Source organism: Bacteroides eggerthii (genome assembly GCF_025146565.1).
Lineage (GTDB): Bacteria > Bacteroidota > Bacteroidia > Bacteroidales > Bacteroidaceae > Bacteroides > Bacteroides eggerthii.
Genome location: NZ_CP102258.1, coordinates 598,374 through 625,339, shown reverse-complemented (window position 1 = coordinate 625,339; position 26,966 = coordinate 598,374). Strand labels below are relative to the sequence as shown.

The following is a 26,966-nucleotide window of genomic DNA, read 5'->3' as shown; positions in this document are numbered from 1 at the left end:
CGTTGAAAATTAAGAAAGTACTTGTGTCGCAGCCGAAACCGGCATCAGAGAAATCTCCTTACTACGACATTGCCGAGAAGTACGGTGTGAAAATAGATTTTCGCCCGTTTATCAAAGTAGAGAGCCTTTCAGCGAAAGAGTTCAGACAGCAGAAGGTGTCTATATTAGATCATACTGCCGTTATTTTCACTTCGCGTCATGCAATCGATCACTTTTTTCATCTTTGCACAGAATTGCGTGTGACAATTCCTGAAACCATGAAGTATTTCTGCGTGACAGAAGCAATAGCCTTGTATATTCAGAAGTATGTACAGTATCGTAAGCGTAAAATTTTCTTTGGAAATACCGGAAAGTTTGATGATCTGTTGCCTTCGATTGTAAAGCATAAGACTGAAAAGTATTTGGTGCCGATGTCGGATGTGCATACGGAAGAGATTAAGAACTTGTTGGATAAGAGTAAAATTCAGCATACGGAAGTAGTTATGTATCGTACGGTAAGTAATGACTTTACTCCGGATGAGAAGTTCGACTATGATATGCTGGTATTTTTCAGTCCTGCAGGCGTGTCTTCTTTAAAGAAGAATTTTCCCGATTTTGAACAGAAAGAAATTAAGATCGGAACATTCGGTTCTACAACAGCGCAAGCTGTCCGCGATGCCGGGCTCCGTTTGGATTTGGAAGCTCCCAGTGTGCAGGCGCCCTCAATGACGGCAGCGCTCGATATGTTCATTAAGGAGAACAATAAAGGAAAGTGAAAAGAATTATGAGTTATGAATTATAAGTTATGAGCCTGCCGGCTTGTGGCTTGTAGTCGTAACAATAGAAATAGCGGGCTACGGGTGCGGTGCTTAAATGTCGCAGACCTTGTAGCTCGTTTTTTATAATCGTAACCCATAATTCGTGATTTATTGAATTCATAATTTGTAATTTACTCATGGCAAATACCTTACATAAGGTCGAAAGGCTGGATAAGAAAAAGATAATAGAGAAGATGTTTGCGGGCGGTTCGCGTTCGTTTTCGGTCTTTCCGTTGCGTGTGGTATATTTGCCGGTGGAAGAGCTGGAGGCGGATGCTTCCATTCTTATCAGTGTTTCAAAACGCCGTTTCAAGCGGGCAGTAAAGCGTAATCGTGTCAAACGTCAGATACGTGAGGCTTATCGCGTAAATAAGCACGAGTTGCTGAATATTCTGGTAGAAAGGAAGTGTCGGCTTGCTATTGCCTTTATTTACCTCTCCGACCAGCTGGTGGAATCTTCCATAATAGAGGATAGGATGAGGATTGCTTTGGTGCGCATAACCGAAAAAATGGCAGCTCCGAATACGGACATGCCTTCCACGACTCTTGAACCATGAAACGGCTGTTCTCATACCTGCTGTTGCTTCCCATTTATTTCTATCAGAAGTGTATCTCACCTATGACTTCCCCGTCGTGCAGATTTACTCCCACCTGTTCCCAATATGCTGTTGAGGCTATTAAGAAACATGGACCGTTCAAAGGGCTTTATCTGGCGATAAGACGTGTTCTGCGTTGTCATCCTTGGGGTGGTTCCGGATATGATCCCGTTCCATGAAGCGTCCTGTCGACATACATACGCATCGCTTGCCACGAATCCCCGGGACGGCTATCGTAAACTGTTATCCGGATGTTTTTGCTCCGAAAGAGGGGGAATGGTATTCAGTGGGTATACATCCTTGGTATGTGCCGGCTGCTATTACTTCGAATGTGCGGTGTGAGATGAATGTGCTGTCTTCTTTGATCGGGCATCCGCAGGTTCTTGCTATAGGGGAGGCTGGTTTGGATAAACTGGCAGATGCTCCGATAGCCGTGCAGATAGAGGTCTTTGAATATCAGGCACAACTGTCTGTGGAGCTTGGCAAACCGTTAGTTATTCATTTGGTGAAAGCAGTGGAGGAGTTGCTGAAGTTGAAACAGCGGTTACAGCCTGCCAATCCCTGGATTATTCATGGGTTTCGCGGGAAGCCGGCTTTGGCGCAAGACTATGTGAGACATGGATTTTATCTTTCTTTCGGGGAGAAGTATCAGGAAGAATCCCTTCGGACCGTTCCTGCCGGACGTTTGCTTTTGGAGACTGACGAGAGTGGTGTGCCAATTATGGAATTGTACAGGCGGGCGTCCGAGGTTCGCGGCATACCCTTGGATAGGTTTATGGAAGATATGCAGGAAAATATCGACAAAGTCTTTTTTAAACGATAAGAGTTGTTTGTTAGAATAAAGAGTCGTACTTTTGCCGCAGACAAAGTATAAATCAAATAATTAATAGTTAATCATTCGATGAATTTTGTAGAAGAACTAAAATGGCGTGGCATGCTCCACGATATGATGCCGGGTACGGAAGAACTGTTGGCAAAGGAACAGGTGACTGCATACATCGGTTTTGATCCTACAGCAGACTCTCTGCATATCGGACACCTTTGCAGTGTGATGATACTGCGTCACTTCCAGCGTTGCGGTCATAAGCCGTTGGCGCTGATAGGCGGTGCTACGGGTATGATTGGTGACCCTTCCGGCAAATCGGCAGAGCGCAATCTGCTCACTGAAGAAACTTTGCAGCGCAATATGGCAGGTATGAAGAAGCAGTTGAGCAAGTTCCTGGATTTTGATTCGGACGCCCCTAATCGTGCAGAATTGGTGAACAACTACGATTGGATGAAGGGTTTCAGCTTCCTTGATTTTGCTCGCGAGGTAGGTAAGCATATCACTGTAAACTATATGATGGCCAAGGATTCTGTGAAGAAGCGTTTGAACGGGGAGGCTCGCGATGGTCTTTCTTTCACTGAATTTACGTACCAGCTGCTGCAAGGTTATGACTTTTTGCATCTGTATGAGACTAAAGGCTGCAAGCTGCAAATGGGTGGCTCGGATCAGTGGGGTAACATCACTACGGGAGCCGAGCTGATTCGTCGTACCAATGGCGGTGAAGTGTTTGCCCTGACAAGCCCTCTGATTACAAAAGCGGACGGCGGTAAGTTCGGTAAGACGGAATCCGGTAACATCTGGCTCGATCCCCGTTATACGTCTCCTTATAAGTTCTATCAGTTCTGGCTGAATGTAAGTGATGCTGATGCTGCACGCTATATCAAGATATTTACTTCTTTGTCTAAAGAGGAAATCGAGGCTCTGACAGCCGAGCACGAAACAGCTCCCCACCTGCGCGTCCTGCAAAAGCGCCTGGCTAAGGAGGTTACCATTATGGTACACTCTGAAGAGGATTATAATGCGGCTGTTGATGCTTCTAATATTCTTTTTGGTAACGCTACCTCTGAAGCGTTGAAGAAGCTGGATGAAGATACGCTGCTGGCAGTGTTTGAGGGAGTTCCCCAGTTTGAGGTGTCTCGTGATGCATTGACAGCCGGTGTAAAGGCCGTTGACTTGTTTGTGGACAATGCAGCTGTGTTTGCATCTAAAGGTGAAATGCGTAAGCTGGTACAAGGTGGCGGCGTTTCTTTAAATAAGGAGAAGCTGGTTGCTTTCGATCAGGTTGTTACAACTGCTGATTTGTTGGATGATAAGTATCTGCTGGTACAGCGTGGTAAGAAGAATTATTACCTGATTATCGCGAAATAATAGAAGCTGATGAAAAAATGTCCCGAAATATTTGCATATTTCGGGACATACTTCTATCTTTGCACCGCTTTTTAACAGAAAGCACATAAGTTTGGACTATGGTGTAATGGTAGCACAACAGGTTTTGGTTCTGTTTGTCCAAGTTCGAATCTTGGTAGTCCAACGAAATAATAAGCTCTGACAATTACTGATTGTTGGAGCTTATTTTGTATTATGCCGCGTTTAATGGTTGCTCTTTTCTGAAATGGCCGGTTTTATGCCATTTTTCCCTTTACTTTGTACAATTTTGATAGATAATTAGGACAAAAACGCGATGTTTTGCCGTTTTCTTTTCCTACATTTGCAATCGTGTACGTAAACGACGTGCCGTTCGGCTATTTACTTGATAACTTAAAAACGTAATAAAATCATGAAAACAAACTATGAAATTCGCTACGCTGCTCATCCGGAGGATGCGAAAAGTTATGATACAAAAAGAATCCGCCGTGATTTTCTTATAGAGAAAGTATTTTCTCCCAATGAAGTAAACATGGTGTATTCCATGTACGACCGTATGGTAGTGGGTGGCGTTATGCCGGTAGGTGAAGTACTGCAACTGGAAGCTATTGATCCTTTGAAGGCGCCTTATTTCCTGACTCGTCGTGAAATTGGCATTTTCAATGTAGGCGGACCGGGGGTTGTGAAAGCCGGTGATGCCGTCTTTGAAATGGGTTATAAGGAGGCCCTTTATCTGGGTTCGGGCGATCGTGAAGTTACTTTTGAGAGCAAGGATGCAGCCCATCCGGCTAAATTCTATTTTAATTCGGTAACGGCTCATCGCAATTATCCTGATAGGAAAGTAACGAAGAAAGACGCGGTTGTGGCCGAAATGGGTTCTTTGGAAGGTTCCAATCATCGTAATATTAATAAGATGCTGGTTAATCAGGTATTGCCGACTTGCCAGTTACAAATGGGTATGACGGAGCTTGCTCCGGGCAGTGTGTGGAATACAATGCCGGCACATGTCCACAGCCGCCGTATGGAAGCCTACTTCTATTTTGAAATACCGGAAGACCATGCTATCTGCCACTTTATGGGCGAAGTAGACGAAACCCGCCATGTGTGGATGAAAGGCGACCAGGCCGTTCTCTCTCCCGAATGGTCTATCCATTCTGCTGCCGCTACGCACAATTATACCTTTATATGGGGTATGGGTGGTGAGAATCTGGACTACGGGGATCAGGACTTTTCTTTGATTACAGACTTAAAATAACACTATTTTTCAACCTAAAATAAATAAACATCATGAATCAGTATTTGAATTTTTCTTTGGAAGGTAAAGTAGCCCTCGTTACAGGTGCTTCTTATGGTATCGGTTTTGCTATTGCTTCAGCTTTTGCAGAGCAAGGTGCTAAAATCTGTTTTAACGATATCAATCAGGAATTGGTGGATAAAGGTATGGCTGCTTATGCTGAAAAGGGTATCAAGGCACATGGCTATGTATGCGACGTGACTGATGAACCGGCTGTTCAGGCTATGGTAGCAACTATTGAGAAAGAAGTAGGCACTATCGATATTTTGGTGAACAATGCAGGTATTATCCGTCGTGTTCCTATGCACGAAATGGAAGCTGCCGATTTCCGTCGCGTTATAGACATCGACCTGAACGCTCCGTTCATTGTATCTAAGGCTGTTCTGCCTGCAATGATGAAGAAGGGTCATGGTAAGATTATCAACATCTGTTCTATGATGTCCGAGCTGGGTCGTGAGACTGTATCTGCATACGCTGCAGCTAAGGGCGGCTTGAAGATGTTGACTCGTAACATCTGCTCTGAATACGGTGAATACAACATTCAATGTAATGGTATCGGTCCGGGTTACATCGCTACTCCGCAAACTGCTCCGTTGCGTGAAAAACAAGCTGACGGCAGCCGTCATCCGTTCGACTCATTCATTTGCGCTAAGACTCCGGCCGGTCGTTGGTTGGATCCGGAAGAACTTACAGGTCCTGCTGTATTCTTGGCATCTGAGGCTTCTAACGCGGTTAACGGACATGTGCTGTACGTTGATGGTGGTATTTTGGCTTACATCGGAAAACAACCTAAGTAAATCTTAATTTGCTAATTTGCTAATGTGCCAATATGCCAATTGGCTGCGCTATGTATGGCGTAGTGATTTGGGTATTGGCACATTACGTATTAGTCATTTATATATTGTCACATTAGCACATTAATCAATGAAGAAACTTCTTTTATTATGTATGACGGCTTTGTTTTGCTTCGCTTGTAACGAAAGTAAGACGGTAACCGTTACGGTAACCAACCCGTTGGCTTTGGAGCGCTCTAATGAGGTGATAGAGGTATCTATGGAAACTGTTACAAACCGGTTGGGATTGGCAGATACGGCACAGATTGTGGTTCTGAATGTCGACGGGCAACAGCTCCCTTATCAGATTACCTATGACGGCAAAGTTATATTTCCCGCTACGGTAGCTGCCAATAGTTCTGCCACTTACACCATACAAGCCGGTATTCCGGAATCTTTCGATGTAAAGGCTTGCGGCAAATGCTATCCCGAACGTATGGATGATATGGCCTGGGAAAACGACTTGGTGGCTTTCCGCGCGTATGGCCCTGCTTTGCAGGCAAAAGGGGAGCGTGGATTTGGTTATGACCTGTTTACCAAGCGCGATACTTCCGAACCGATACTGGAGGGCATGTATGCAAAGGAGACCGATAAGGAAACTCGCGCGAAACTGAAAGAATTGAAGAAAACGGAGCCGGAGAAGGCTGCCGGGTTGTTGAAGGAATTGTCTTATCATATCGACCATGGACATGGAATGGATTGCTATGCGGTGGGTCCTACATTGGGAGCCGGTGTAGCTGCGTTAATGGTGGATGACAGCATCATCTATCCCTGGTGTTATAAGAGCCAGGAAATTCTGGATAATGGCCCATTGCGCTTTACGGTAAGGCTGGAGTTCAATCCTTTGACCGTAAAGGGTGACTCGACTGTTGTAGAGACGCGTCTGATTACACTGGATGCAGGTTCGCACCTGAACAAAACAGCCGTATCATACTCTAACCTGAAAGAAACATTGCCTATCGTTACGGGCATTGTGCTGCATGAACCGGACGGAGCTGTTGTTGCCGATGCCGCTAACGGTTACATTACTTATGTAGACCCTACGACAGGCCCCGACAATGGTAAAATCTTTATAGGAGCTGCTGTTCCTACGGTTGTCAAAGATGCCAAAACCGTACTTTTCTCTGAAAAGGAGAAGAAAGAGCGTAATAACGCCGACGGTCATGTACTTGCTGTCAGCGATTATGAACCGGGTTCAGAATATGTGTATTATTGGGGATTTGCATGGGACAGGGCAGATATCAAGACTGCCGCTGCCTGGAATCAGTATATGGCAGACTTTGCTCAGAAAGTACGCAATCCGTTGACGGTAAAAGTAAACTAAAAAAGGCGTGGATGAGTTGAAAATCTCATAGCCTTGAAATGTTGAGAGTTGAAAGTTCACGCTATGCAGCATAATTGCGCGGCCTGACTTTCAACTCTCATGTTTTATTTCTCAAAGTAATTTGAATTCGTACCCCTCTTCCTTTAGGAACTCTATGGCTCGTGGCAATGCATATTGCAGGTTGCCGTTGTTCCAAGACTTTAGGGAATCGTGAAATGTGATGATAGAGCCATTACGTGCATATCTCATAACATTGGCAAGCACTTGCGGCCCACGCAGCTTCTTACTATAATCGCGAGTCACTAAATCCCACATTATTATTTTATAGCGGCGTTTCAGCATCATATACTGCGTCCATCCCATGTGCCCATGCGGAGGGCGGAACAGGTCTGTTTGCATTACTTCGTTTGCTTTCTCCGCGTTTGCCATATAGTCTTTGAAGTTGTATTCAAATCCCCTAAGATGGTTGAAAGTATGGTTACCGATGCGGTGTCCCCTTTCTACAACCATTTGAAATTCATCGGGATGCTTACGAATGTTGTCGCCCACCATAAAAAAGGTGGCTTTTATGTTATATTTGTCAAGCAAGTCGAGAACCCAAGGAGTTACTCCGGGGATAGGTCCGTCATCAAAAGTCAGATAAACGGCTCTCTCATTCGGATCCATTCGCCAGACTGCGCTGGGGTATAACTTACGAACAAACTCAGGAGGCTGTTCTATAAACACGATTATTGATGATTAACGGTTATCACTGTTTAAGTCTTTCTATATATAAGTTGTATAACTCTTTTACCTTCGGGTCGTATATCTCTGCCAGTTTGGAATTATATTTCTTCATAATCTTTACTTCGGCATCAAGCACTGCCCAATGGTATTCAAATTCGCGGGTAGAGATCGCGAAGCGGCTGTCGTCCATGCTTAGATACCAGGTGAGGTATTCCACTGCTTTGTCGGCAAGCGTTTTCATCATCTCGTCCGCTTTTGCAGAATCTCCTAACTGGTAGTACGATTCGGCCATTTGTACAGCGCCGTTTTGCCAGTCGTACGGTACGTTGTAGGCAGGGATCATCTTTTCGGCATAGTCCAGTGCAGCTTTTGCCTTGTCTTTCTTGCCCTCACGTACCAACTGCTGTACAAGCTGTGAGAAGATACGGCGGTGCGAGTGACACATACGCATCGCATTTTCATCAATGTAGATACCCGGCTTGTCGATACCACCGAACTTGAACTTGTTCATCAGGTTGTCGTACATCTTTTCACTATCAATCTTTACACCCAGTTTGTCTGTGTCGAATGGAGTGAAACGATAGGTAAGGCCTTCCTGGATGAAGTGGTTCCCCATATTCAATTGGTTTTCCGGTCCCACGCTGACTGCAATGTAGATAGGACGTTCCCAATTGGCTTCCGACAACATTTCAAGCATCATCAGCTCGCTCTTGTAAAGGGCGCGTTTGCCTTTCAACGAGATGTGCATGTAGTCGGGGATAGAGTCGCCCGGTATCATCATGCCGCTGCGGCGTACGGCTTCTTTATCCACCTTCATGACAATGCTGTCGGTAGGAATTACCTTCAAGTCTTGGTTTTTGCTGCGTACCCAGTATTTCAGTATGTTTTTGAGTTCGTAAGGATTTTCACCGAATTCTTTTTTTACGTTTATTAACGCTTCGGCGTTGCCGTTCAAAGCTTGTTTTTCGGCTTCGGCATAGAGGGCGTCGATGCTCTTTTTGTATTCAGGGCGTACCGGAACATATTCGTTGGTACCTTCTACATATTCCATGCGGTCCCATGTGATGGGAAGGGAAGGAGAGTCGTAGGCTGGACGCTTCATTTGGTCGATGTACCAGTCAGTCTGCAAGTAACTAAGGTTACAGGTACGGGCATCGGTACGGAAACCTTCCGTCTCCTGATTATACCACAAGGGGAACGTGTCGTTGTCACCGTTGGTATAGATAATCGGATTGCCTGTTTCCTGTAATGACATCAGGTAGTTCTGGCCGAAGTCGCGTGCCACATAGCGACCACTGCGGTCGTGATCGTCCCATGTTTGGCTTGCCATTTGTATGGGGACAAGCAGGCAGGCTGCTGAAACGATGGCTGCAGCGGGGAGCTCTTTCATCTTGACGTAGTGCTGCAACAGGCGGATAATGCCTGCCACACCCATACCAATCCAGATGGCAAAAGCGTAGAACGAACCGGCATACGCATAGTCACGCTCACGCGGCTGACTCGGCGTCTGGTTCAAGTAGAGCACGATAGCTATACCGGTCATGAAGAAGAGGAAGAACACCACCCAGAACTGCTGGATACCTTTCTGACCGCGGTAGGCCTGCCACAACAGGCCGATGATGCCGAGCAGCAACGGTAGGCAGTAGAATACGTTGTGTCCTTTGTTCTCTTTCAGTTCTTTCGGCAGCAAGTCTTGGTTGCCCACGAGTATATTATCGATGAACTTGATGCCGGTAATCCAGTTGCCATGCTCTATTTCTCCGCTGCCTTGCAAGTCGTTCTGGCGTCCGGCGAAATTCCACATGAAGTAGCGCCAGTACATCCAGTTGAGCTGGTAGGAGAAGAAGAATTTGATGTTTTCCCACTGCGTAGGCATGGTTACCATAATCATTTCACCACATTTGTCGTAGGGGACGTCATATCCCTTGATGTCCTGCCAGGTTTGGTATTGGTTGGCATGCGTACTGCTGTACATACGCGGGAAGAGCATATTTTGTGCGTATTCGTATTCGATACGTCCGGGAATTTCAATATAACTGTCTTTCTCATCGGCGGAAGCCTTTTCCTTACGGATGTATTTGGTTCCGTTGTAGGAGATGCGCGGTTCGCAATAACCGTCTTTCACATCCAGGGCTACTTGTGAGGAGTATGCCGGACCGTAGAACAGCGGGCGTGTACCATATTGCTCGCGTCCCAGGTATTCGCCCAGCGTGAAGATGTCCTCCGGAGAGTTCTGGTCCATCGGTGTGTTGGCGGTGGAGCGGATCACGATAAGTGCGTATGATGAATATCCGATGACAATCATCATGGTGCACAATAGTGATGTGTTCAGTGTGCGTGCCGATACGCGATATTTCTCTTTGATCTTCTCCTGCGTACCTGGCTTGAGATAGAGCCACAGCAATGCGGTGACGATGATGCCGATAACGATAGAGCTGCCGCCATGTCCGTAGAAAGGAATACCCAGCATGGCTATGGTCAGGATGAACGAGAGTGCCATGCGCGACTTGCTCTTTTCGGTATAGCTTTCGTATACGCCCCAAATGAGGCAGGCTGCCAGTAGGATGATATATACGATGACACCACTGTTGAAGGACAGTCCGAGTGTGTTGACGAAGAGCAGCTCGAACCAGCCGCCTACTTTTACAATGCCCGGAACGATGCCGTACAATACGGCTGCCACCAGCACCATTGATGCGAGAAGGGCTAATAGAGAGCCTTTTGCGTTGGCATTGGGCACTTTTTTGTAGTAGTAGACCAATACGATAGCCGGGAGACAGAGCAAGTTCAGCAAGTGAACGCCGATACTCAATCCGGTGAGATAGGCGATCAGGATCAGCCAACGGTCGGAGTGTGGTTCGTCCGCTACGTCTTCCCATTTCAGTATCAGCCAGAATACAACGGCTGTAAACAGTGAAGAGAAAGCATATACCTCTCCTTCCACCGCACTGAACCAGAATGTATCGCTGAATGTATATGCCAGCGCACCCACGAGGCCGCTGCCCATGATAGTAATCAGTTGTCCTTTGGTGATATTGTTCTCATCGTTTACCACCAGTTTGCGTACCAAGTGCGTGATGCTCCAAAACAGGAACAGGATGCAGGCGGCGCTCATCAGCGCACTCATATAGTTCACCATTTTGGCTACGGTAGTGGCATCGGAAGCAAATTGTGAGAACAGATTGGCCACTAACATGAAGAACGGTGCGCCGGGCGGGTGTCCTACTTCCAACTTATAACCGGTGGTGATGAACTCCGGGCAGTCCCAAAAACTTGCAGTCGGCTCAATGGTCATGCAATAAACCGTTGCTGCAATGATGAATGTAATCCAACCGATCAGGTTGTTTACGGTTTTGTACTGTTTCATTCGGATGAAATTCGTTATAATTTTATTTTAATTTCGGCATATATGGGCGCAAAGATAATGATTTCAGTTCTAAATAAGTGACAATAAGGCGTATTATTAGGATTGGTTAAAAGATATAGGGGGAATTTATGCAAAAACAAAAGTTTCGTCATTTCTCCTAATGGTGATGATGCTCTCCCAATATCCGGTGTGGCAATGTGCCATGTCCCAGCAGTTCTATGGGGCAGTTGAAGTTGCGTTCCAACCATTCTTCGGTGATGCCCGTATCGGGGTGGTAGTCCAGTGTTTCATTGACGCAGGCGATAGATTTCACCTGTTGCAGCACTGTGCCTATGTCGTGACTCACGAGTATGATGGCGCAATCCTTGTTGATTTCTGCCAGCAACTGATACAGGCGGGCTTCGAAACGCTTGTCAATGTAGGTGCTGGGTTCGTCGAGGATAACTACCTCGGGATCGGAGATGATGGCGCGGCCCAGTAGGGCACGTTGGAGCTGACCACCGCTCAATGCGCCGATGGCGCGTTCTTCCAGTCCTTCCAGCCCCATGCGAACAATGACTTGACTGGCTTTCTCCCTATGTTCTTTCGTGAAACGTGAAGTGAGTGGCTTCTTGCTGCTGAGTCCCGACAGGATCACTTCTTCGACGGTGATGGGAAATTTGCGGTCTATGCTGTTGTACTGGGGCAGATAGCCCATGGTGAGCTGTGAATTGCCCGTCATGCGGGAAGATGTGAAGATAATTTCGCCGGAAGAGGGTTTGAGCAGGCCCAGAATACACTTTATAAGGGTAGTCTTGCCTCCTCCGTTCGGACCGATAATACCTAGAAAATCCCGATCGTAAACGGTGAGGCTTATGTCGCGAAGCACTGTACGACTGTCGTATCCGGCATTGAGGTTCTTTATTTCAATAATTGGTTTCATGGGCATATCAATGGGGTTATTTCTCTGCCAGGGACTTTGCTGTATGCATCATCTCTGCCTCCCAGTCGTAGGATAGGGGATTGATATCAACCACGCGGGTTCCGGTTTGTTTGGCGATGAGTTCGGCATTGCGCCGGTCAAATTCCGGTTGCACGAAGATGACGTGTACTTTTTCGTCTTTGCAGGTGTCAATCAGTGCTTTCAGATGTGCGGGTGAGGGTTCTTTGCCGCCGGCTTCGATAGGTATTTGATGCAATCCGTAGTCGCGGGCGAAATAAGAAAGCGCCGGGTGGTAAATCATAAAGGCATGGTCTGCGCCAGGTGTTGCAAGCGTTTGCCGGATGAGACTGTCGGTATGCTCTATTTGCCGGCAAAGGGCGTTATAGCGTTCCATATAGGAATCCTCATTGTTTTTGTCAATGCTGCACAGCGCACTTAGGATATTGCCTGCAATGATTTGCGCGTTGACGGTGGAATTCCATATATGGGGTTCTACCCCGGCGGCATGCGGATGTTCCTCTTCATCCGTTGTGTGATGATGGATGTGCGTATCGTCATAAATCAAATCAACTCCTTGCGACATGTCAAAGAATTGTAAGTGGGGGGCATTGTCTGTCAGCTTGTCTGTCCAGCTTTGTTCGAATCCGATGTAGCCGATACGGAAATATGCCTTACTGTGGGCAAGGTCTACAAGTTGCTGGGGCGTAGGGTCGTAGGTCTCCGGGCTTGTACCTTTGGGAACCATGCTGACTACTGTGAAATGATCGCCGGCAATGGCTTCGGTAAAGTACCGCAATGGTTCAAGGGTAACAGTAATGACGGGTTTGTCGTTGCTGTTTTGGCTTTGGTTGCTTCTTGGTTTGCAGGAAGCTGCCAGTATAGTTGCAAGCAGTAAAAAATATATCTTTTTCATCTATTTTATTTATGGTTTTAATATAAGTAATTCAGGGTCAGGGCAACCGTTGTACAGTTCTTCTTCCTTAGCCTGAGGTCTGCTCTTCTACTTTTTTTGATGCCCGGAGTATCTCGCGCTTGCCGCCGGGCGGACCGGGGAGCCGTTCTACAGTAAATCCGACTGCTTGCAGAAGGCGGCGGATAACGCCTTTTGCACAGTATGTAGTCAGTATTCCATCTGTATTCATACCGGCATATATATTCCGGAAAAGCTCTTCGCTCCACATTTCCGGTTGCTTTTCGGGAGCAAAGGCATCGAAATAAACGAGGTCGAACAAGTGGTCTGTGAAGAGTGCCGGAGATTTGGCGGATGATTCGCCGTCAGTAGTTGAAGGTCTGTCACAAAATACTTGGCTAACGTCTCCTTGTACCTTGTGTAACGTAAAATAAGACGTAATGTTCACGTCCTTGTTCCAGGGTGAAGTGTGCAGTTTCTTAAATAGGGGGTTGTCGCTATAATTTAAAACATCGACTTCTTCCCACGACAAGGGATAGAGCTCGATGCCGGTGTAGTGAACCGCCCTTTTCTCCTCTCCGGCAGTTTCCAGAGTGAGCAAAGCGTTCAGGCCCGTACCGAATCCTATTTCGAGAATACGCGGTTGGAAAGCGGTGGATGCTTTAAACCCCATATCAATGAAGATATGTTGAGATTCGGTGCGGGCTCCTTTTACCGAATGGTAATGCTCATTCAGTTCCGGCACGAATAATGTCGCGCTCCCGTCTTCTGTTCGTTCTATAATCCGTTTCATACACACATACAAATCATTGGGTGCTACAAATTACTAACCGTTAATCATCGACAACGCCCCTTGCAATGCCAGTAGCATGACGATGTACCGTATCAGTTTCCCCACAAACATGGAGAAGACAGTCAGAGTGACGTTGCTGCGCATAAATCCCAATGCTATGGCAATGGCCTCTCCTACGAAAGGCAGGAAAGCAAAGAAAGCCATAAGCGCTCCTTTCCCTTGCAGAAAACGCTGCATCTTGTCGATTTTCTCCTTCTTTACCTTGAAGTATTTTTCAATCCAGTCTGTTTTGCCGAGACATCCCATGTAGTAGCAGGTCATGCCGCCAGCCGTATTCCCCAATGTTGCGGCAAGAACGCAAATGGCGGGGCTTAGCCCTACTTTGACGAGTGCTATCATCACCAACTCCGAACTGAACGGGACAATGCTTCCGGCCAGTAAGGCGGAAATGAAAAGCCCTGCATAACCCCAGTCAATCAGCAACTGTATCAGTGTGCCTACAAAAGCGTCCATAGGTTGAATCCGAATAAAGTGAATAATCCGACCAGCATAATGATGAAGAATATGTTGGAACTCCGGCTATTGGTCAGTACGAACAAATGCCCTATCAGGATGCTGACACCGATGAGCAGCAAAGATAACAAATGGGGATATAAGGCAGGTTGCAAACCTATGTAGGCAAAAATGCAGAAGTTCAGGAATATCAGGAAATGCAAGTAACTGCGCGTGCGTATCTTGTCCTCATATCCGGCAATCAGGCAGTGGCTTGAACTCACTATATATAAAAGGAGTAAATATCCGCTTGTGGCCAGTTCCCATGGCTGAAAATTAAACCGGACAGGGTGGAAATTCACCAGTTCCAGAAACGGTCGGTAGAATAGGTCCATTTGTCCGGAGGTGTAGGCATAGCCCAGCAGGAACCAATAGGGCAGGCTCCAACCGACGAGTGAGGCGAAGAAACTCTTGGTGTGGAGGGACTGGAAGTTATATGCGCCTATCCAGAATATGGGTGCGAAGTACGTGAGTTGCGGAAAAAGCAGACTGCCGGTTCCGATGAATGTGAATGTGTGGAAAAGATAACCGGCAGGCTTGGGATGCTGATAGCTCTTGAACAGGAAAAACAGGGCTATCAGGAAAGCGATCGCCGCTAAATCTCCTGCATATAGTACGTGCAGGCTCGGACAAACGGAAATCAATAGAAAATAAATGCCGGTCTGCACCGATGCACGCATGCGGATGATGGCGAATGCATTGTTCAGGCCGATCAGAAAATAGCCTATGACGGAGTATAGGATAAAACTGGAAAGACGGTTACCCCAGGCTGGAATACATGAGTTGCAGAACGTGTTCCACAAAGGATAATTGTCTTTCTGCACATCCAAATCGGGCAATAAAATAGCGCTCAGTATCCAGCAGGCTACCGACAGGAGAATGGCGACGGGAAGCGTGAAGCGTCCCGCCGTAACCCGGTTTTGGAATCTTTGGGTTCTCATTGCTTGTTAGAGGTCGAATCCGATGTCGCGACGGAAGTATTTGCCTTCGAAGCTTAGCATGTCGGCCACTTTATAACTCTTTTCCAAAGCCTCTTCTTTGGTCGCTCCATACGAACAGACGGCTATGACGCGTCCGCCGTTGGTGACGATGCGTCCGTCTTTTACGGCAGTGCCGGCATGGAACAGGATGCTGTCTGTGGCTTCGGCAGAGTCAAAACCGCTCATCGGATACCCTTTTTGATATGCTTCAGGATAACCGCCGCTGACCAGCATTACGCAGGCTGCTGTGCGCGGGTCAAGCTCCATTGTCTTGGTGCCGAGGTCTACCTTATGTACGCCTTCAAAAAGCTCCACAATATCGCTTTTAATACGTAGCATGACGCTTTCTGTTTCCGGATCGCCCATGCGAACGTTATATTCGATTACCATCGGTTCGTTCTGTACGTTGATAAGGCCCAGGAAGATGAAACCTTTGTACAGGATACCTTCTTCGCGCAAGCCGTTGATGGTAGGTTCTATAATGCGTTTGCGCACCTTCTCCATAAATTCATCGTTGGCGAAAGGAACGGGAGTTACACTACCCATACCACCGGTATTCAGTCCTTTGTCACCTTCCCCGATACGTTTATAGTCTTTGGCTACGGGCAATACCTTGTAATGCTCACCGTCGCTCAGGACGAATACCGAGCACTCTATGCCGCTGAGAAACTCCTCGATAACCACCGTTGCGCTGGCATCGCCGAACATACCGCTGAGCATCTCTTTCAGCTCTTTCCGGGCCTCTTCCAAAGTGGGAAGAATCAGTACGCCTTTACCGGCGCACAAACCGTCGGCTTTCAATACGTAAGGGGCGGTAAGAGTATCAAGAAAGGCAAGGCCTTCTTCCAGTGTATCGGCGGTTACGCTTTTGTAGCGGGCGGTAGGAATGTTGTGGCGCAGCATGAACTCTTTGGCAAACTCCTTGCTGCCTTCCAACTGTGCACCTTTTGCGGAGGGGCCGATAATGGCGATGTGCTGCGTGGAGGCATCTCCTTTGAAGTAATCGAAAATGCCTTGTACCAGCGGGTCTTCAGGACCCACCACAATCATGTCAATTTTCTGCTCAAGGGCAAAAGCCTTGAGGGCGGGGAAGTCCGTAGCCTTTATCTCTACGTTCTCGCCTACTGCGTTTGTGCCTGCATTGCCGGGAGCGATGTACAGTTTTTCTATTTTGGGGCTTTGTGCAATCTTCCAAGCCAAAGCGTGTTCGCGGCCACCTGAGCCGAGTAATAATACTTTCATATAGGTATGTTTTAGTTATTTACGGTTGAAAAAATACTGCTGCTCTATAAATAATCCTCGAAATACCGGGTTATTTTTTCATGCAGATGTATACGGTCACGTCCCTTGACATTATGCGGATGTCCGGGGTAGATGAATAGATCGGGATAAGTGCGCGCGTCGATACATGCCTTCATGAAAGAAAGCGTGTGCTGGGGCACGCAGGTACTGTCGTGGTCATCGTGGATGATGAGCAAATGTCCCTTCAGATTGCCTGCAAGGTTCTTCAGGTTCGTTTCCTTGTAGCCTTGGGGATTACTTTGAGGGGTGTCCATGTAGCGTTCGCCGTACATGATTTCATAATAGCTCCAGTCGATGACAGGTCCGCCGGCAACACCTACTTTGAATATCTCCGGATAACGGAGCATCAGGGAGGTGGTCATGTGTCCGCCAAAACTCCAGCCATGAACACCAATACGTTCACCGTCCACATAAGGCAGGCTCTTCAGGAATTCAACGCCTTTTATCTGGTCTTTTCCCTCTTCTATGCCGAGACGACGGAAGGTGACGTTCTCAAATTCCAGCCCGCGGTTTTCACTGCCGCGGTTGTCAAGCGTGAACATGATGTAGCCTTTATTCGCCATGTAGATGTCCCAGCCGCGTATACCGGTCATCCAGCCGTTGGTGACCAATTGGGCATGAGGACCGCCATATACATAGATAATCGTAGGATACTTCTTGCCGGGATTGAAATCGGCAGGCTTGACAAGGCGGTAGTGGAGGTCGGTCTTGCCGTCGGCAGCTTTGATTGTGCCTGTTTCTATCATGGGCATAATGAAGTCTTCATACGGGTTCTTTGCAGTCAGCAGGCTCACGTTTTTCCCGTTTTGTGTAGTAATTATATCTATTTGGCGGGGAATGTCGGGAGTGGAATAACGGTCGATGATGTAACTGCCCGAAGCGGAGAGTATTCCTTCATGGATCCCCTTGCCATTATCCAACGGGGTGCATTTGCCTGTATTCACATTTACCTTATATAAGTTGCTTTGCAGAGGGGACACTTCCGTAGAGGTGATGATTACTTCCCTCTTCTTGGCGTTGAACCCCAAAATCTTTTGCACCAGCCACTCTCCCCTTGTCAGTTGCCTGATGAGTTTGCCGTCCGTATTGTAAAGATATAGGTGATTATAGCCGTCCCGCTGGCTCTGGTAGATGAACATCGTGTGATCCCAAGGCAGGAACAGGATGGGATGTTGGGGTTCGACGTACTTGGTATGTGTTTCCTCCATGAGGGTGGACATCAGTTCACCGGTTTTGCTGTCATACCGGCAAAGTTTTGCATGGTTCTGCTCGCGGTTCAGTTCTATGAGATAGAGGCTCTTTCCGTCGGGTGCCCAGCTGATATTGGTAAAGTAGCGATTGGTGGGGTCGCCGGTATTCAGGTAAACGGTCTTTTGGGTGCCCGGATTATAAATACCTACGGAAACCTGATGGCTGAGCATGCCTGCCATCGGGTAGCGTATTTTATCCACCAGAGCTATTCTGGGGGTAATGTCCACCAAAGGATAGGGGGTTACCATGCTTTCGTTCATACGGTAAAAGGCTAGAAGATCTCCTTGAGGACTCCAAAAAGTGCCTTTGCTGATGCCGAACTCATTGCGGTGCACACTCTGCCCGCACACAATTCCTTCGGGTTCTTTGGTTACGGCCTTGTTGTCCACAAAAAGGTTGTTCTTTACGGTATAGGCTATGTGTCCTCCTTCCGGAGTATAGTCGATGTCGCTGCCTTTCCTTTCTCCTGCTTGCGGCATGCCTTGAACGAATTCGTCTTTTTCAAAGTCATAAACGATGTATTCTGCAGGCAGTTTGATAAGCATATACGGCTTGTCCGGCCATGGGAATTCAGTGTTATAGAAATGCTGCACTTTACTTCTCTTCTGTCCGGATACGGCTGCTGTTGTCGCCGTAGGGGTTATCAATGAATTGAGCACCTGATTAACCTTTTCCCGCGTTGTGAGCAGTGTCTCTTTTCCGGTTTTGGGGTTGACGGCAAACAATGAGTCGATGCCGGGCTTTATGCATACGTCGCCCCACCACCGTAAATTCGGCAGGTTTTCAATGATGCGATAGGTTTCACCACCGGAAAGCAGGTCCTCCAAGGTTGGTTTCTTCAAATCTTGTGCCATAAGCTCAGTTGTAAATAAAGCAGATGCTGCCAGCAACAGCGCCATGATCACTTTACTGCTTCTCTTTATGTTCATAGCTCTTCTTTTTATAGCGATATCAGTCGTTAGTCCGTTCGTTGTCCCATTTCCGGAACTCTCTGGGTTTGCGGTCTCTGTTAAACTCCCGTTCTTTATTAAACTCCCGCTTTGGTTTCCATTCTCCGTCTGTCGGTTTTCTGTATCCGCGAGGTTTGAACTCCCGTTTCTCATCCGGTTTGAATTCTCTTCTTTCTCTTGGCTTGAATTCTCTTCTCTCGCCGGATTTGAACTCCTTTCTCTCTCTTGATACGTATGGTCTGTACTCTTCTTTATCGTCGCCTTCTTCATTTTCTTGCTTTTTGAATTCTTTATATTTTCCGTCGAAGATTTCATATTTGCGGAATTCACACTCCAAAGCACCGTTGAATAAAGGTATCTTGGCAGTAGCTTTCAGTCCGATCTGGTCGAAACATTCTTCACGATAAGAGAGTATCCATGCGGTGTTGCCGATAAAGGCATGTTTCAGCCGTTCGCCAATCATGGAGTATAAGCCCAGCAGGTCGTTGGTAGATATACGTTCGCCATAAGGCGGGTTGGTGATGATAATGGCCTTTTCCTTGGGCTGTTCAAACTGCTGGAACGGTTGTAGCTTCAGCGCTACGTCTTTGGACACGCCTGCGGCTTTTATGTTATGGGTTGCGATTTCATTGGCTTTCGGATTGTTGTCGTACCCGTATATTTTATGATCGAATTCCCGTTCCTGACTGTCATCATTGTAAATCTTGTCGAACAGTTCCTGGTCGAAATCAATCCATTTCTCAAAAGCAAATTCCTTACGGAATACGCCCGGTGCGATGTTTCTGGCTATTAAAGCCGCTTCGATGGGGATTGTACCCGAACCGCACATTGGATCTATCAGGTCACATTCTCCATGCCAACCTGTCATAAGTATCATACCGGCAGCCAGAACCTCATTCAGGGGAGCTTCCACAGCTTCCTGGCGATAACCGCGGCGATGCAGGGACTCACCCGATGAATCAAGGGAAAGCGTGCATTTGGTTTCCGCAATGTGGATGTTCAGCAATACGTCCGGTTTGCTGATACGTACGGACGGGCGTTTGTTGTAGGCGTCCCGGAAGTAGTCTACGATAGCGTCTTTCACTTTGTAGGAGACAAACTTGGAATGGCGGAATTCTTCGCTGAACACGACTGCGTCTACGGCGAAAGTCTTGTCGACGTCCAAATAATCTTCCCAGTGGATTGCTTTGATTTGTTCGTACACTTCATCGGCATTCTTTGCAACGAAATGCTTGATAGGTTTCAGGATGCGGATAGCAGTTCGCAGGCAGAAATTTGCCTTGTACATCATTTCCTTGTCTCCGCAGAATGATACCATACGACGTCCTATCTGTATCTCGTCTGCTCCTAAGGAGGTTAGTTCTTGTGCCAATGTTTCTTCCAGTCCTTGGAAAGTTTTGGCAATCATTTCAAATGATTGTTCGCTCATCTAATTTATTTTCTATTTTACAATTACAATTCTCTATTTTGCTGTCGTTTCTCTTTTTCTTATTCACCATTTCGCAGGCCTATTTCTTTGCCTTGGTCTGTACTATCCTTGCGCCTGCCGGTACATCTTCCGTTACCCAGATGTTGCCGCCTACGGTAGCATTTTTTCCAATGGTGATGCGTCCCAGTATGGTGGCGTTGGAGTAGACAATGACATTATCTTCCAATATCGGGTGTCGGGGAATACCTTTGATTGGCTTGCCGTCTTCGTCCAATGGGAAGCTTTTGGCTCCGAGGGTCACCCCCTGATATAGTTTTACGTTATTGCCGATGATACAAGTCTCACCGATTACCACACCTGTGCCATGGTCTATCGTGAAATAACTGCCTATGGCGGCTCCCGGATGAATGTCGATTCCGGTTTCGCTATGTGCCATTTCGGTTATGATGCGTGGGATAAGGGGTACACCGAGCACCAGCAGTTCGTGCGCTATACGGTAGTTGCTGATGGCGCGAATGGCGGGATAGCAGCTGATGACTTCACCGAACGAATGGGCGGCTGGATCGCCGTTGTAAGCGGCTTCCACATCTGTTGCCAGTATGCGGCGCAGTTCGGGCAAATGACTGATGAACCGGGCGGCGATTGAGGCGGCTTCCTCGCGCTGGAGCTCTGTGCAGCAGCTGCCTTCATCATCGCTGCCGAAACAGAGTCCTGCAAGTATCTGTTCTGTCAGCAGGTCGAACAGTCTTTCCACATTGACTCCGATATGGTAAGTCACCGTACGGCTGTTGACTGTTGAATTTCCAAAATATCCGGGAAAGATAATGGCGCGTGCCAATTCGATAATATCGCACAATGCCTTAGCTGATGGCAATGGGTTGCCGTCTGTGTGCTGGTGAAACAGTCCTTTGTAAGATTCGCTTTCCGATAGCTCGTCGACTGCTTGTGTCAGGATGTGAGTAAAATTAAGTGGACTCATTATGATATCCTTTATTAATAAAGTGGCTACAAAGGTATAAAATACTCACCAATTTTCCTACATATCCCTCATTTATAGTATGGATTTACCACATTTATGGTATTTGGGATGAACAGACTTCGCCGTATTTTTGTATTATCAATAATTCACTATACAGGTTATGAAAAAAATAGCACAACGGCTTACCAACTTGGTAGGCAACACTCCTTTGTTGGAGTTGAATAATTATAGCAGGAGTAAAGACTTGAAAGCTCATGTGATTGTCAAACTGGAATATTTTAATCCTGCGGGCAGTGTAAAGGATCGTGTCGCACTGGCTATGATAGAAGATGCGGAAGCGAAAGGACTGCTGAAACCCGGTGCGACGATTATCGAACCGACCAGCGGAAATACCGGGGTGGGACTTGCGTTTGTTGCGGCTGCCAAAGGCTATAAACTGATTTTGACTATGCCGGACACTATGAGCATGGAGCGTTGCAACTTGCTGAAAGCCCTTGGGGCGGAGCTTGTCTTGACTCCCGGTGCGGACGGCATGAAAGGCGCTATGGCGCGTGCCGAAGAATTGAAGTCGGTCACTCCCGGTTCGCTGATTTTGCAACAATTCGACAATCATGCTAACCCTGCTGTTCATGAGCGTACTACCGGACAGGAAATTTGGCAGGATACGGACGGGAAAGTCGATATGTTTGTCGCTGGGGTAGGCACCGGAGGAACAGTGAGTGGTGTTGGAGCGGCTTTGAAGAAACATAATCCCGAAGTGAAGGTGATAGCCGTAGAACCGGAAGACTCGCCGGTGCTATCGGGGGGGAAACCGGGGCCGCATAAAATTCAGGGTATCGGTGCGGGCTTTGTTCCCAAAAACTATAATAGTGCAATTGTGGACGGAATTCTGCAAGTATCCAATGATGATGCTATCCGTACGAGCCGCGAACTGGCAAGATACGAAGGGCTGTTAGTGGGGATTTCTTCGGGAGCCGCTGTGAGTGCTGCCACAGAACTGGCGCAACTACCGGAGAATGAGGGCAAGAACATCGTGGTATTGCTGCCTGATACGGGAGAACGTTATTTGTCAACGCTGCTGTATGCTTTTGAGGAATATCCTTTATGATTTAATATAAAAAGCCTGATTGTTAAATTGATTCTCGGGCTTTTTATAATTGGTTTTTTTATGTCTAGAGGGCAATTTGTTGTGTTTTAGCAAAATTTAGTACTCCTGTAAGGTGCTGACTCATAATATTACTAGCTGCTTCTGCATTGTTATTTTTAATATATTCGAAAAGAAGACGATGCTCACTTATTGGGATCTCAAAATTTGTCTTACAAACATTAAATTTAGCATAATTTACCATGATGTCAGGTGTAATTGTCATCATCATAGATTTTAATACTGTATTTTTAGAACCTTCAGCAATAGTACGATGAAAGTATAAATCTTCTTCTAATGCAGAACCGCATTCTTTTATTTTTTTGTTATAGTTGTTCATTGCGCTCTCTATCATTTTCAGATCTTCTTCTGTACGACGAATTGCGCAAAGTTTTGCAGCATTAATTTCAATAATAGAACGGGCTTCTACTAAAGAGTGGAAGTCGCAATTGTCCATTTTTAAAATGTCACTGATTAAGCTATTTAAAGCAGTAGACTCAATGGCCGAGATTACCGAGCCACTTTGTGGCATTGTTTTAATGATATTATAAAACTCTAGTTTTTTAAATGCTTCCCTTACCTGAGAACGTGCAACTTGGAACTTTTCAGCTAATTTACGCTCAGCCGGAAGTTTGTCCCCAGGTTGTAAATCGCCAGAGTCAAGTAAAAAGCGAATTTGTCTGATGATATCATCAGTTGCATTTTCGCCAGCAGGTTCTAAAAGCTTCAATATATCAGTCATATGTTAATTTATTAAATGTTTGCAAAGATACAAATTAATTCAAAATACTTCTTTTATAGATTCAACAAAATGTTAGAAAATATATTCGGTTTAGATTGGAGATCGGCTAAGTGTTTTAGTATTCTTTTTTTAGCTTATATTTGGTTTTCCAATTCTGGAAACTTATTTTTGCATAAAAGTATATTAGGTTGTCATAGTAAAACATTTTTTTAGTAGTATATATGAAAACGATTCTTGTGACTCATCAGCTTCCTAAAGTGGCTTTTGAAACAATTGTAAATGATTATAAAATTATTATGCCTGATAAAGGATTGATTAGTAGCTGTATGCTTGATAGATGGATTGGGCGTTGTGATGCTTTGCTTCCTACTTATGCATTTAAGGTAACTAAAGAAATTATAGATCGTGCTACTAACTTGGAGATTATTGCAAACTTTGGAGCAGGTTATGATAATATAGATGTTAATTATGCTATTACAAAAGGAATTTTGGTAACCAATTCTCCGAAACCGGTTATTGAACCAACGGCTGAGCTGGCTTTTTCCTTGTTATTGAATGTGGCTAGAAGAATTTCTGAATGTGATAGGAAATTACGTTCATCAAGAGGAATAGAAATTGATGTGATGGAAAATCTTGGAATCAGTTTATATGGAAAGACTTTAGGGATAGTTGGTATGGGAGCGATAGGGCAAGCTTTGGCAAGAAGAGCTTCTGCTTGTGGTATGAGAATTATATATTATAATAGAAAAAGATTATCTCAAGAAATTGAAAATGCGTATGAGGCTGATTGGGTCAGTTTGAATGAATTGTTAGCTACATCTGATTTTATATCATTACATGCCCCAGCGACTTCAGAAACCTATCACATGATTGATATACAACAGTTTAAACTAATGAAACCTTCTGTGGTATTGATAAACACAGCTAGGGGAAATCTGATTAATGAAAGAGTATTGATACATTTTCTTCAAAAAAAAAGAATATTTGGTGCGGGGTTGGATGTATTTGAAAATGAGCCTGAAATACCTTCGGAATTATTACAGCTTGATAATGTGCTATTATCACCTCATAATGGCACAGGGACTATTGATACACGTGTAGAAAGCACTCGTTATGCCCTTCAGAATATTATAAATTACTTTGAAGGAAAAACTCTCCTCTCACCTGTTACAAAATAGATATTTTATATTAAAATGGCAGGAGCCAATATTGGGCTCCTGCCATCTTTATATATTATTTATTTTGAATTGTTTTATGAGAAGAAACTACCACCATTAATATCTATGTTTGCACCAGTAATATAAGAGGAATCCTCGGATGAAAGGTAGATTACTAGATCTGCCACTTCTTTTGCTTCACCTTCACGACGGAGGGCATATGTGGCTTTCAGTCGTTCTCTGTTTTCTGGTGTATTGAAGCGATCGTGGAATGATGTAGCTATTGTGCCGGGAGCTAATGCGTTGACACGTATTCCTTTGGGACCAAGTTCCTTGGCCATAGCACGTGTGTAAGTCATAACAGCACCTTTGGCAGTTGCATACATAGATGCTCCAGGACCGCCACCATCACGGGCTGCAAGAGACGAAAAATTGACAATGGTAGATCCGGCACTCATGTACGGTACAGCTTCGCGGGTGCATAGAAATACGCTACGCATATTTACATCCATTAAAAAGTCATACCAAGTTTCGTCTTGTTCTGTTACTAATTTGCGACCAACAATTCCACCAACAACATTAACTAATGCATCAATGTGATTTCCAAATGCTTCAATAGCTTTGTCAAATAGATTTTTGACATCAGTTGCTTTTGTCATATCACCTTGTACAATAATTCCTTCAGACCCTGCAGCCTGAATTAATTTTAAAGTTTCTGCTGCATCTTCCGGGTTGTCGAAATAGTTTACAGCTACTTTAGCTCCTTCTTGAGCGAATTTGATTGAGATTGCACGTCCCAAATCACGTGCTCCACCTGTTACGATGGCTACTTTACCTTGTAATTTCATATTATTTTTTAGTTTAATGAATATGTGTAACTTTATTTTATTTGTTCTATTTTACCGACAGTCAAAAATATGGATAATAATGATAATGGAACTAATGCTGCAAGTAGTGAGAATAATAATAGCCAGTTTGTGATGTATTGGGCAAATAATATTGCTAGAATAGTTCCTAATACGGCTGATGCACCACCTAGACCTGCTAATGAGCCAACGGATTTTCCGGAGTGTAGATCGCTGGGTATTGTTTGAATATTCGTCATGACAAATTGAAAACCTCCCAAGACGAAAGCCATAAAGATAACTGCCATAATAGAAGTTGTAGAATAAACGGCTGCAATTATAGAAGGGATGATAATAAATCCACCCAATAACATGGCAGCTTTACGTGAATAATCAACACTTTTTCCTTTTCGGATTAAAAAGCCTGACATCCATCCACCGGCAATACTACCAACCATTGCGCCTACATAAGGAACCCATGCGGAGAATGCTACTTCCTTAATATTAAGTTTGAAGACATCAGCTAGATAGAGTGGTAGATAAGTGACAAACATCCACCAAATGGGATCAAGAAAAAAACGTCCTAAAATAACAGACCAGTTTTTTTTGTTTGATAATAATTCTCTCCAGCCTTTGCCTTTGTCATTGGTAATCTTGATTTCCGGTTGTCCAGTTAATATGTATTCTTTTTCTTTATCAGTAATCCATGGGTGTTCTTTAGGTCCTTTTTTGTTGATGATAATCCATGGAATTAGCCATAATAAACCGAAACCACCGACAACTACAAATGTAAGCTTCCATCCAAGTGTAATATACAGCATGAGTATAATGATGGGTGCAAAAATAGAACCCAACGAAGCTGCTGCACCAAATAAACCTTGTGCTAATGCACGTTCCTTCTGTGGAAACCATTCAGCGTTACTTTTAGTGGTTCCTGGCCATGGACCGGCTTCTCCTAATCCCAGCATCATACGAAATGTTGTTAATGAAAGGATGCCTCGTGATAGTGATGTCATGGCATCTGCGGCTCCCCATAATAATACAGAAACGAAGAATCCTTTTCTTGTACCAATTTTGTCATACATTTTTCCAGATACTAACTGGCTTATACCATAAGCTATCATAAAAAATATGGTAATCGTTCCTAGTATATCTTTAGCTTGCTTGGCAGCTTCTTCAGTAGACAAATCAGTACTGATTAGTCCTAAATCATAGGCAATTCCCTCTTTGTTTATTACCATTGTCTGGCCATTTTTCTCCTTTAGTGAGATTCTACTTGCTTCAACTTGAATCTCATGGCCTTGACCGTTGGTTAAAAGATAGGTTTGCTCATTTATCTGAGTGGCTTGGTTCACTCTAAGACTAGGATTAAAAGAGTCTGTTAGAGTGTATTCAATATTGGCTACCCACATATAATTTAGAGTACCTCTATCCAAATAGTTTATGATGGTAATGAGCATGATTAGCCCAATAATCCACCATCTTACACCTTTGATTTTCATGATAGTTATTCGTTTATAAAATCTTCACGCATTGGGCTAAAGGTATCAATTAAAATACCAGCTTCGAGACAGGTACAACCATGTAAGACATCCGGTTCCATATAGATTCCATCTCCGGCTTTGACTATTTTCTTCTCTCCGTTTACATGAAATTCGAACACTCCACTAACAACATAGGTGGATTGGGAATGAAAATGCTCATGGGCGTTTCCAATAGCCCCTTTCTGAAATTTCACTTTTACTAGCATGAGTTGTCCGTCATATCCGAGTATTTGCCTTTGAATACCTTCACCAACTTGTTCCCAACTTATTTCATTTTCTAATAGAAAAACTTTACTACATGTTTTCATAATGTTGTTTTTTTAATAGTTATTATTTGC

At 45.2% G+C, this 26,966-nt stretch carries 25 protein-coding genes and 1 tRNA gene; 11 read left to right on the top strand and 15 right to left on the bottom strand.

Annotation, left to right across the window (positions count from 1 at the left end; genetic code table 11):
* The first annotated feature begins 2 nt into the window (after positions 1–2).
* The 9 genes from NQ546_RS02710 (at position 3) to NQ546_RS02670 (ending at position 7,035) form a co-directional block, all read left to right on the top strand.
* The gene (locus NQ546_RS02710; RefSeq protein WP_004291774.1) at positions 3–755 is read left to right on the top strand and encodes a uroporphyrinogen-III synthase; all 753 of its coding nucleotides are present in this window, start codon (positions 3–5) and stop codon (positions 753–755) included.
* 179 nt (positions 756–934) lie between these two features.
* Positions 935–1,354 (top strand): ribonuclease P protein component, encoded by a 420-nt coding sequence (gene rnpA / locus NQ546_RS02705; RefSeq protein ID WP_004291773.1) that lies wholly within the window; start codon positions 935–937, stop codon positions 1,352–1,354.
* Positions 1,351–1,572, top strand: coding sequence for a membrane protein insertion efficiency factor YidD (yidD, locus tag NQ546_RS02700; protein ID WP_004291772.1), 222 nt, complete (start codon positions 1,351–1,353; stop codon positions 1,570–1,572). The genes rnpA and yidD overlap by 4 nt, the downstream gene beginning before the upstream one ends.
* Complete coding sequence (locus NQ546_RS02695) at positions 1,569–2,216, top strand: TatD family hydrolase (protein WP_004291771.1); 648 nt, start codon at positions 1,569–1,571, stop codon at positions 2,214–2,216. The genes yidD and NQ546_RS02695 overlap by 4 nt, the downstream gene beginning before the upstream one ends.
* A 78-nt stretch (positions 2,217–2,294) precedes the next feature.
* Complete coding sequence (tyrS, locus tag NQ546_RS02690; protein WP_004291770.1) at positions 2,295–3,587, top strand: tyrosine--tRNA ligase; 1,293 nt, start codon at positions 2,295–2,297, stop codon at positions 3,585–3,587.
* Between the two features lie 92 nt (positions 3,588–3,679).
* Positions 3,680–3,750: transfer RNA gene (locus NQ546_RS02685), tRNA-Gln, on the top strand.
* Between the two features lie 246 nt (positions 3,751–3,996).
* Positions 3,997–4,839 carry a 5-dehydro-4-deoxy-D-glucuronate isomerase gene (gene kduI, locus NQ546_RS02680; RefSeq protein WP_004291769.1) on the top strand — a complete coding sequence of 281 codons (843 nt, stop codon included), beginning with the start codon at positions 3,997–3,999 and terminating at the stop codon, positions 4,837–4,839.
* Positions 4,840–4,871: 32 nt separating this feature from the next.
* On the top strand, positions 4,872–5,675 hold the full coding sequence (locus NQ546_RS02675; protein ID WP_004291768.1) for a gluconate 5-dehydrogenase: 804 nt from the start codon (positions 4,872–4,874) through the stop codon (positions 5,673–5,675).
* Between the two features lie 127 nt (positions 5,676–5,802).
* Entirely contained in the window at positions 5,803–7,035 is a 1,233-nt protein-coding gene (locus NQ546_RS02670; protein WP_004291767.1) for a DUF4861 domain-containing protein, read from the top strand.
* A gap of 111 nt (positions 7,036–7,146) precedes the next feature.
* On the opposite strand, the gene NQ546_RS02665 is transcribed toward NQ546_RS02670, so the two are convergent.
* The 11 genes from NQ546_RS02665 to epsC form a co-directional block, all read right to left on the bottom strand.
* Complete coding sequence (locus NQ546_RS02665) at positions 7,147–7,761, bottom strand: polysaccharide deacetylase family protein (RefSeq protein ID WP_039953454.1); 615 nt, start codon at positions 7,759–7,761, stop codon at positions 7,147–7,149.
* 22 nt (positions 7,762–7,783) lie between these two features.
* Positions 7,784–11,128 carry a glycosyltransferase family 117 protein gene (locus tag NQ546_RS02660; RefSeq protein WP_004291765.1) on the bottom strand — a complete coding sequence of 1,115 codons (3,345 nt, stop codon included), beginning with the start codon at positions 11,126–11,128 and terminating at the stop codon, positions 7,784–7,786.
* A 157-nt stretch (positions 11,129–11,285) separates the two neighbouring features.
* On the bottom strand, positions 11,286–12,056 hold the full coding sequence (locus NQ546_RS02655) for a metal ABC transporter ATP-binding protein (RefSeq protein ID WP_004291763.1): 771 nt from the start codon (positions 12,054–12,056) through the stop codon (positions 11,286–11,288).
* A gap of 10 nt (positions 12,057–12,066) precedes the next feature.
* Positions 12,067–12,963: a metal ABC transporter solute-binding protein, Zn/Mn family gene (locus tag NQ546_RS02650; RefSeq protein ID WP_004291762.1), complete on the bottom strand. Its 897-nt coding sequence runs from the start codon at positions 12,961–12,963 to the stop codon at positions 12,067–12,069.
* A 67-nt stretch (positions 12,964–13,030) separates the two neighbouring features.
* Positions 13,031–13,753, bottom strand: coding sequence for a tRNA (5-methylaminomethyl-2-thiouridine)(34)-methyltransferase MnmD (gene mnmD, locus NQ546_RS02645; protein ID WP_004291761.1), 723 nt, complete (start codon positions 13,751–13,753; stop codon positions 13,031–13,033).
* Positions 13,754–13,786: 33 nt separating this feature from the next.
* Entirely contained in the window at positions 13,787–14,266 is a 480-nt protein-coding gene (locus NQ546_RS02640) for a YqaA family protein (RefSeq protein ID WP_004291760.1), read from the bottom strand.
* A complete protein-coding gene (locus NQ546_RS02635; protein WP_004291759.1) occupies positions 14,251–15,246 on the bottom strand; it encodes a hypothetical protein in 996 nt (331 codons plus the stop codon). The genes NQ546_RS02640 and NQ546_RS02635 overlap by 16 nt, the downstream gene beginning before the upstream one ends.
* Before the next feature lie 6 nt (positions 15,247–15,252).
* A complete protein-coding gene (purD, locus tag NQ546_RS02630; RefSeq protein ID WP_004291758.1) occupies positions 15,253–16,527 on the bottom strand; it encodes a phosphoribosylamine--glycine ligase in 1,275 nt (424 codons plus the stop codon).
* A gap of 44 nt (positions 16,528–16,571) precedes the next feature.
* Positions 16,572–18,767, bottom strand: a complete 2,196-nt coding sequence (locus NQ546_RS02625) for a S9 family peptidase (RefSeq protein WP_004291757.1) — start codon at positions 18,765–18,767, stop codon at positions 16,572–16,574.
* Positions 18,768–18,789: 22 nt separating this feature from the next.
* Entirely contained in the window at positions 18,790–20,217 is a 1,428-nt protein-coding gene (locus tag NQ546_RS02620; RefSeq protein ID WP_004291756.1) for a THUMP domain-containing class I SAM-dependent RNA methyltransferase, read from the bottom strand.
* Between the two features lie 79 nt (positions 20,218–20,296).
* Positions 20,297–21,196, bottom strand: a complete 900-nt coding sequence (gene epsC, locus NQ546_RS02615; protein ID WP_004291753.1) for a serine O-acetyltransferase EpsC — start codon at positions 21,194–21,196, stop codon at positions 20,297–20,299.
* A 160-nt stretch (positions 21,197–21,356) separates the two neighbouring features.
* Between epsC and cysK the strand changes: the two genes are divergently transcribed.
* Positions 21,357–22,304, top strand: coding sequence for a cysteine synthase A (gene cysK, locus NQ546_RS02610; RefSeq protein ID WP_004291751.1), 948 nt, complete (start codon positions 21,357–21,359; stop codon positions 22,302–22,304).
* A gap of 64 nt (positions 22,305–22,368) precedes the next feature.
* On the opposite strand, the gene NQ546_RS02605 is transcribed toward cysK, so the two are convergent.
* Positions 22,369–23,082, bottom strand: a complete 714-nt coding sequence (locus NQ546_RS02605; RefSeq protein WP_004291749.1) for a FadR/GntR family transcriptional regulator — start codon at positions 23,080–23,082, stop codon at positions 22,369–22,371.
* A gap of 221 nt (positions 23,083–23,303) precedes the next feature.
* Between NQ546_RS02605 and NQ546_RS02600 the strand changes: the two genes are divergently transcribed.
* On the top strand, positions 23,304–24,260 hold the full coding sequence (locus tag NQ546_RS02600) for a 2-hydroxyacid dehydrogenase family protein (RefSeq protein ID WP_004291747.1): 957 nt from the start codon (positions 23,304–23,306) through the stop codon (positions 24,258–24,260).
* A gap of 74 nt (positions 24,261–24,334) precedes the next feature.
* Here NQ546_RS02600 and NQ546_RS02595 read toward each other — a convergent pair whose 3' ends face one another.
* The 3 genes from NQ546_RS02595 to NQ546_RS02585 are packed head-to-tail and all read right to left on the bottom strand — an operon-like array spanning position 24,335 to position 26,936.
* Positions 24,335–25,087, bottom strand: a complete 753-nt coding sequence (locus NQ546_RS02595) for an SDR family NAD(P)-dependent oxidoreductase (RefSeq protein WP_004291744.1) — start codon at positions 25,085–25,087, stop codon at positions 24,335–24,337.
* 32 nt (positions 25,088–25,119) lie between these two features.
* Positions 25,120–26,586: an MFS transporter gene (locus NQ546_RS02590; RefSeq protein ID WP_004291742.1), complete on the bottom strand. Its 1,467-nt coding sequence runs from the start codon at positions 26,584–26,586 to the stop codon at positions 25,120–25,122.
* A gap of 5 nt (positions 26,587–26,591) precedes the next feature.
* The gene (locus NQ546_RS02585) at positions 26,592–26,936 is read right to left on the bottom strand and encodes a cupin domain-containing protein (RefSeq protein ID WP_004291739.1); all 345 of its coding nucleotides are present in this window, start codon (positions 26,934–26,936) and stop codon (positions 26,592–26,594) included.
* Positions 26,937–26,966: the final 30 nt, after the last annotated feature.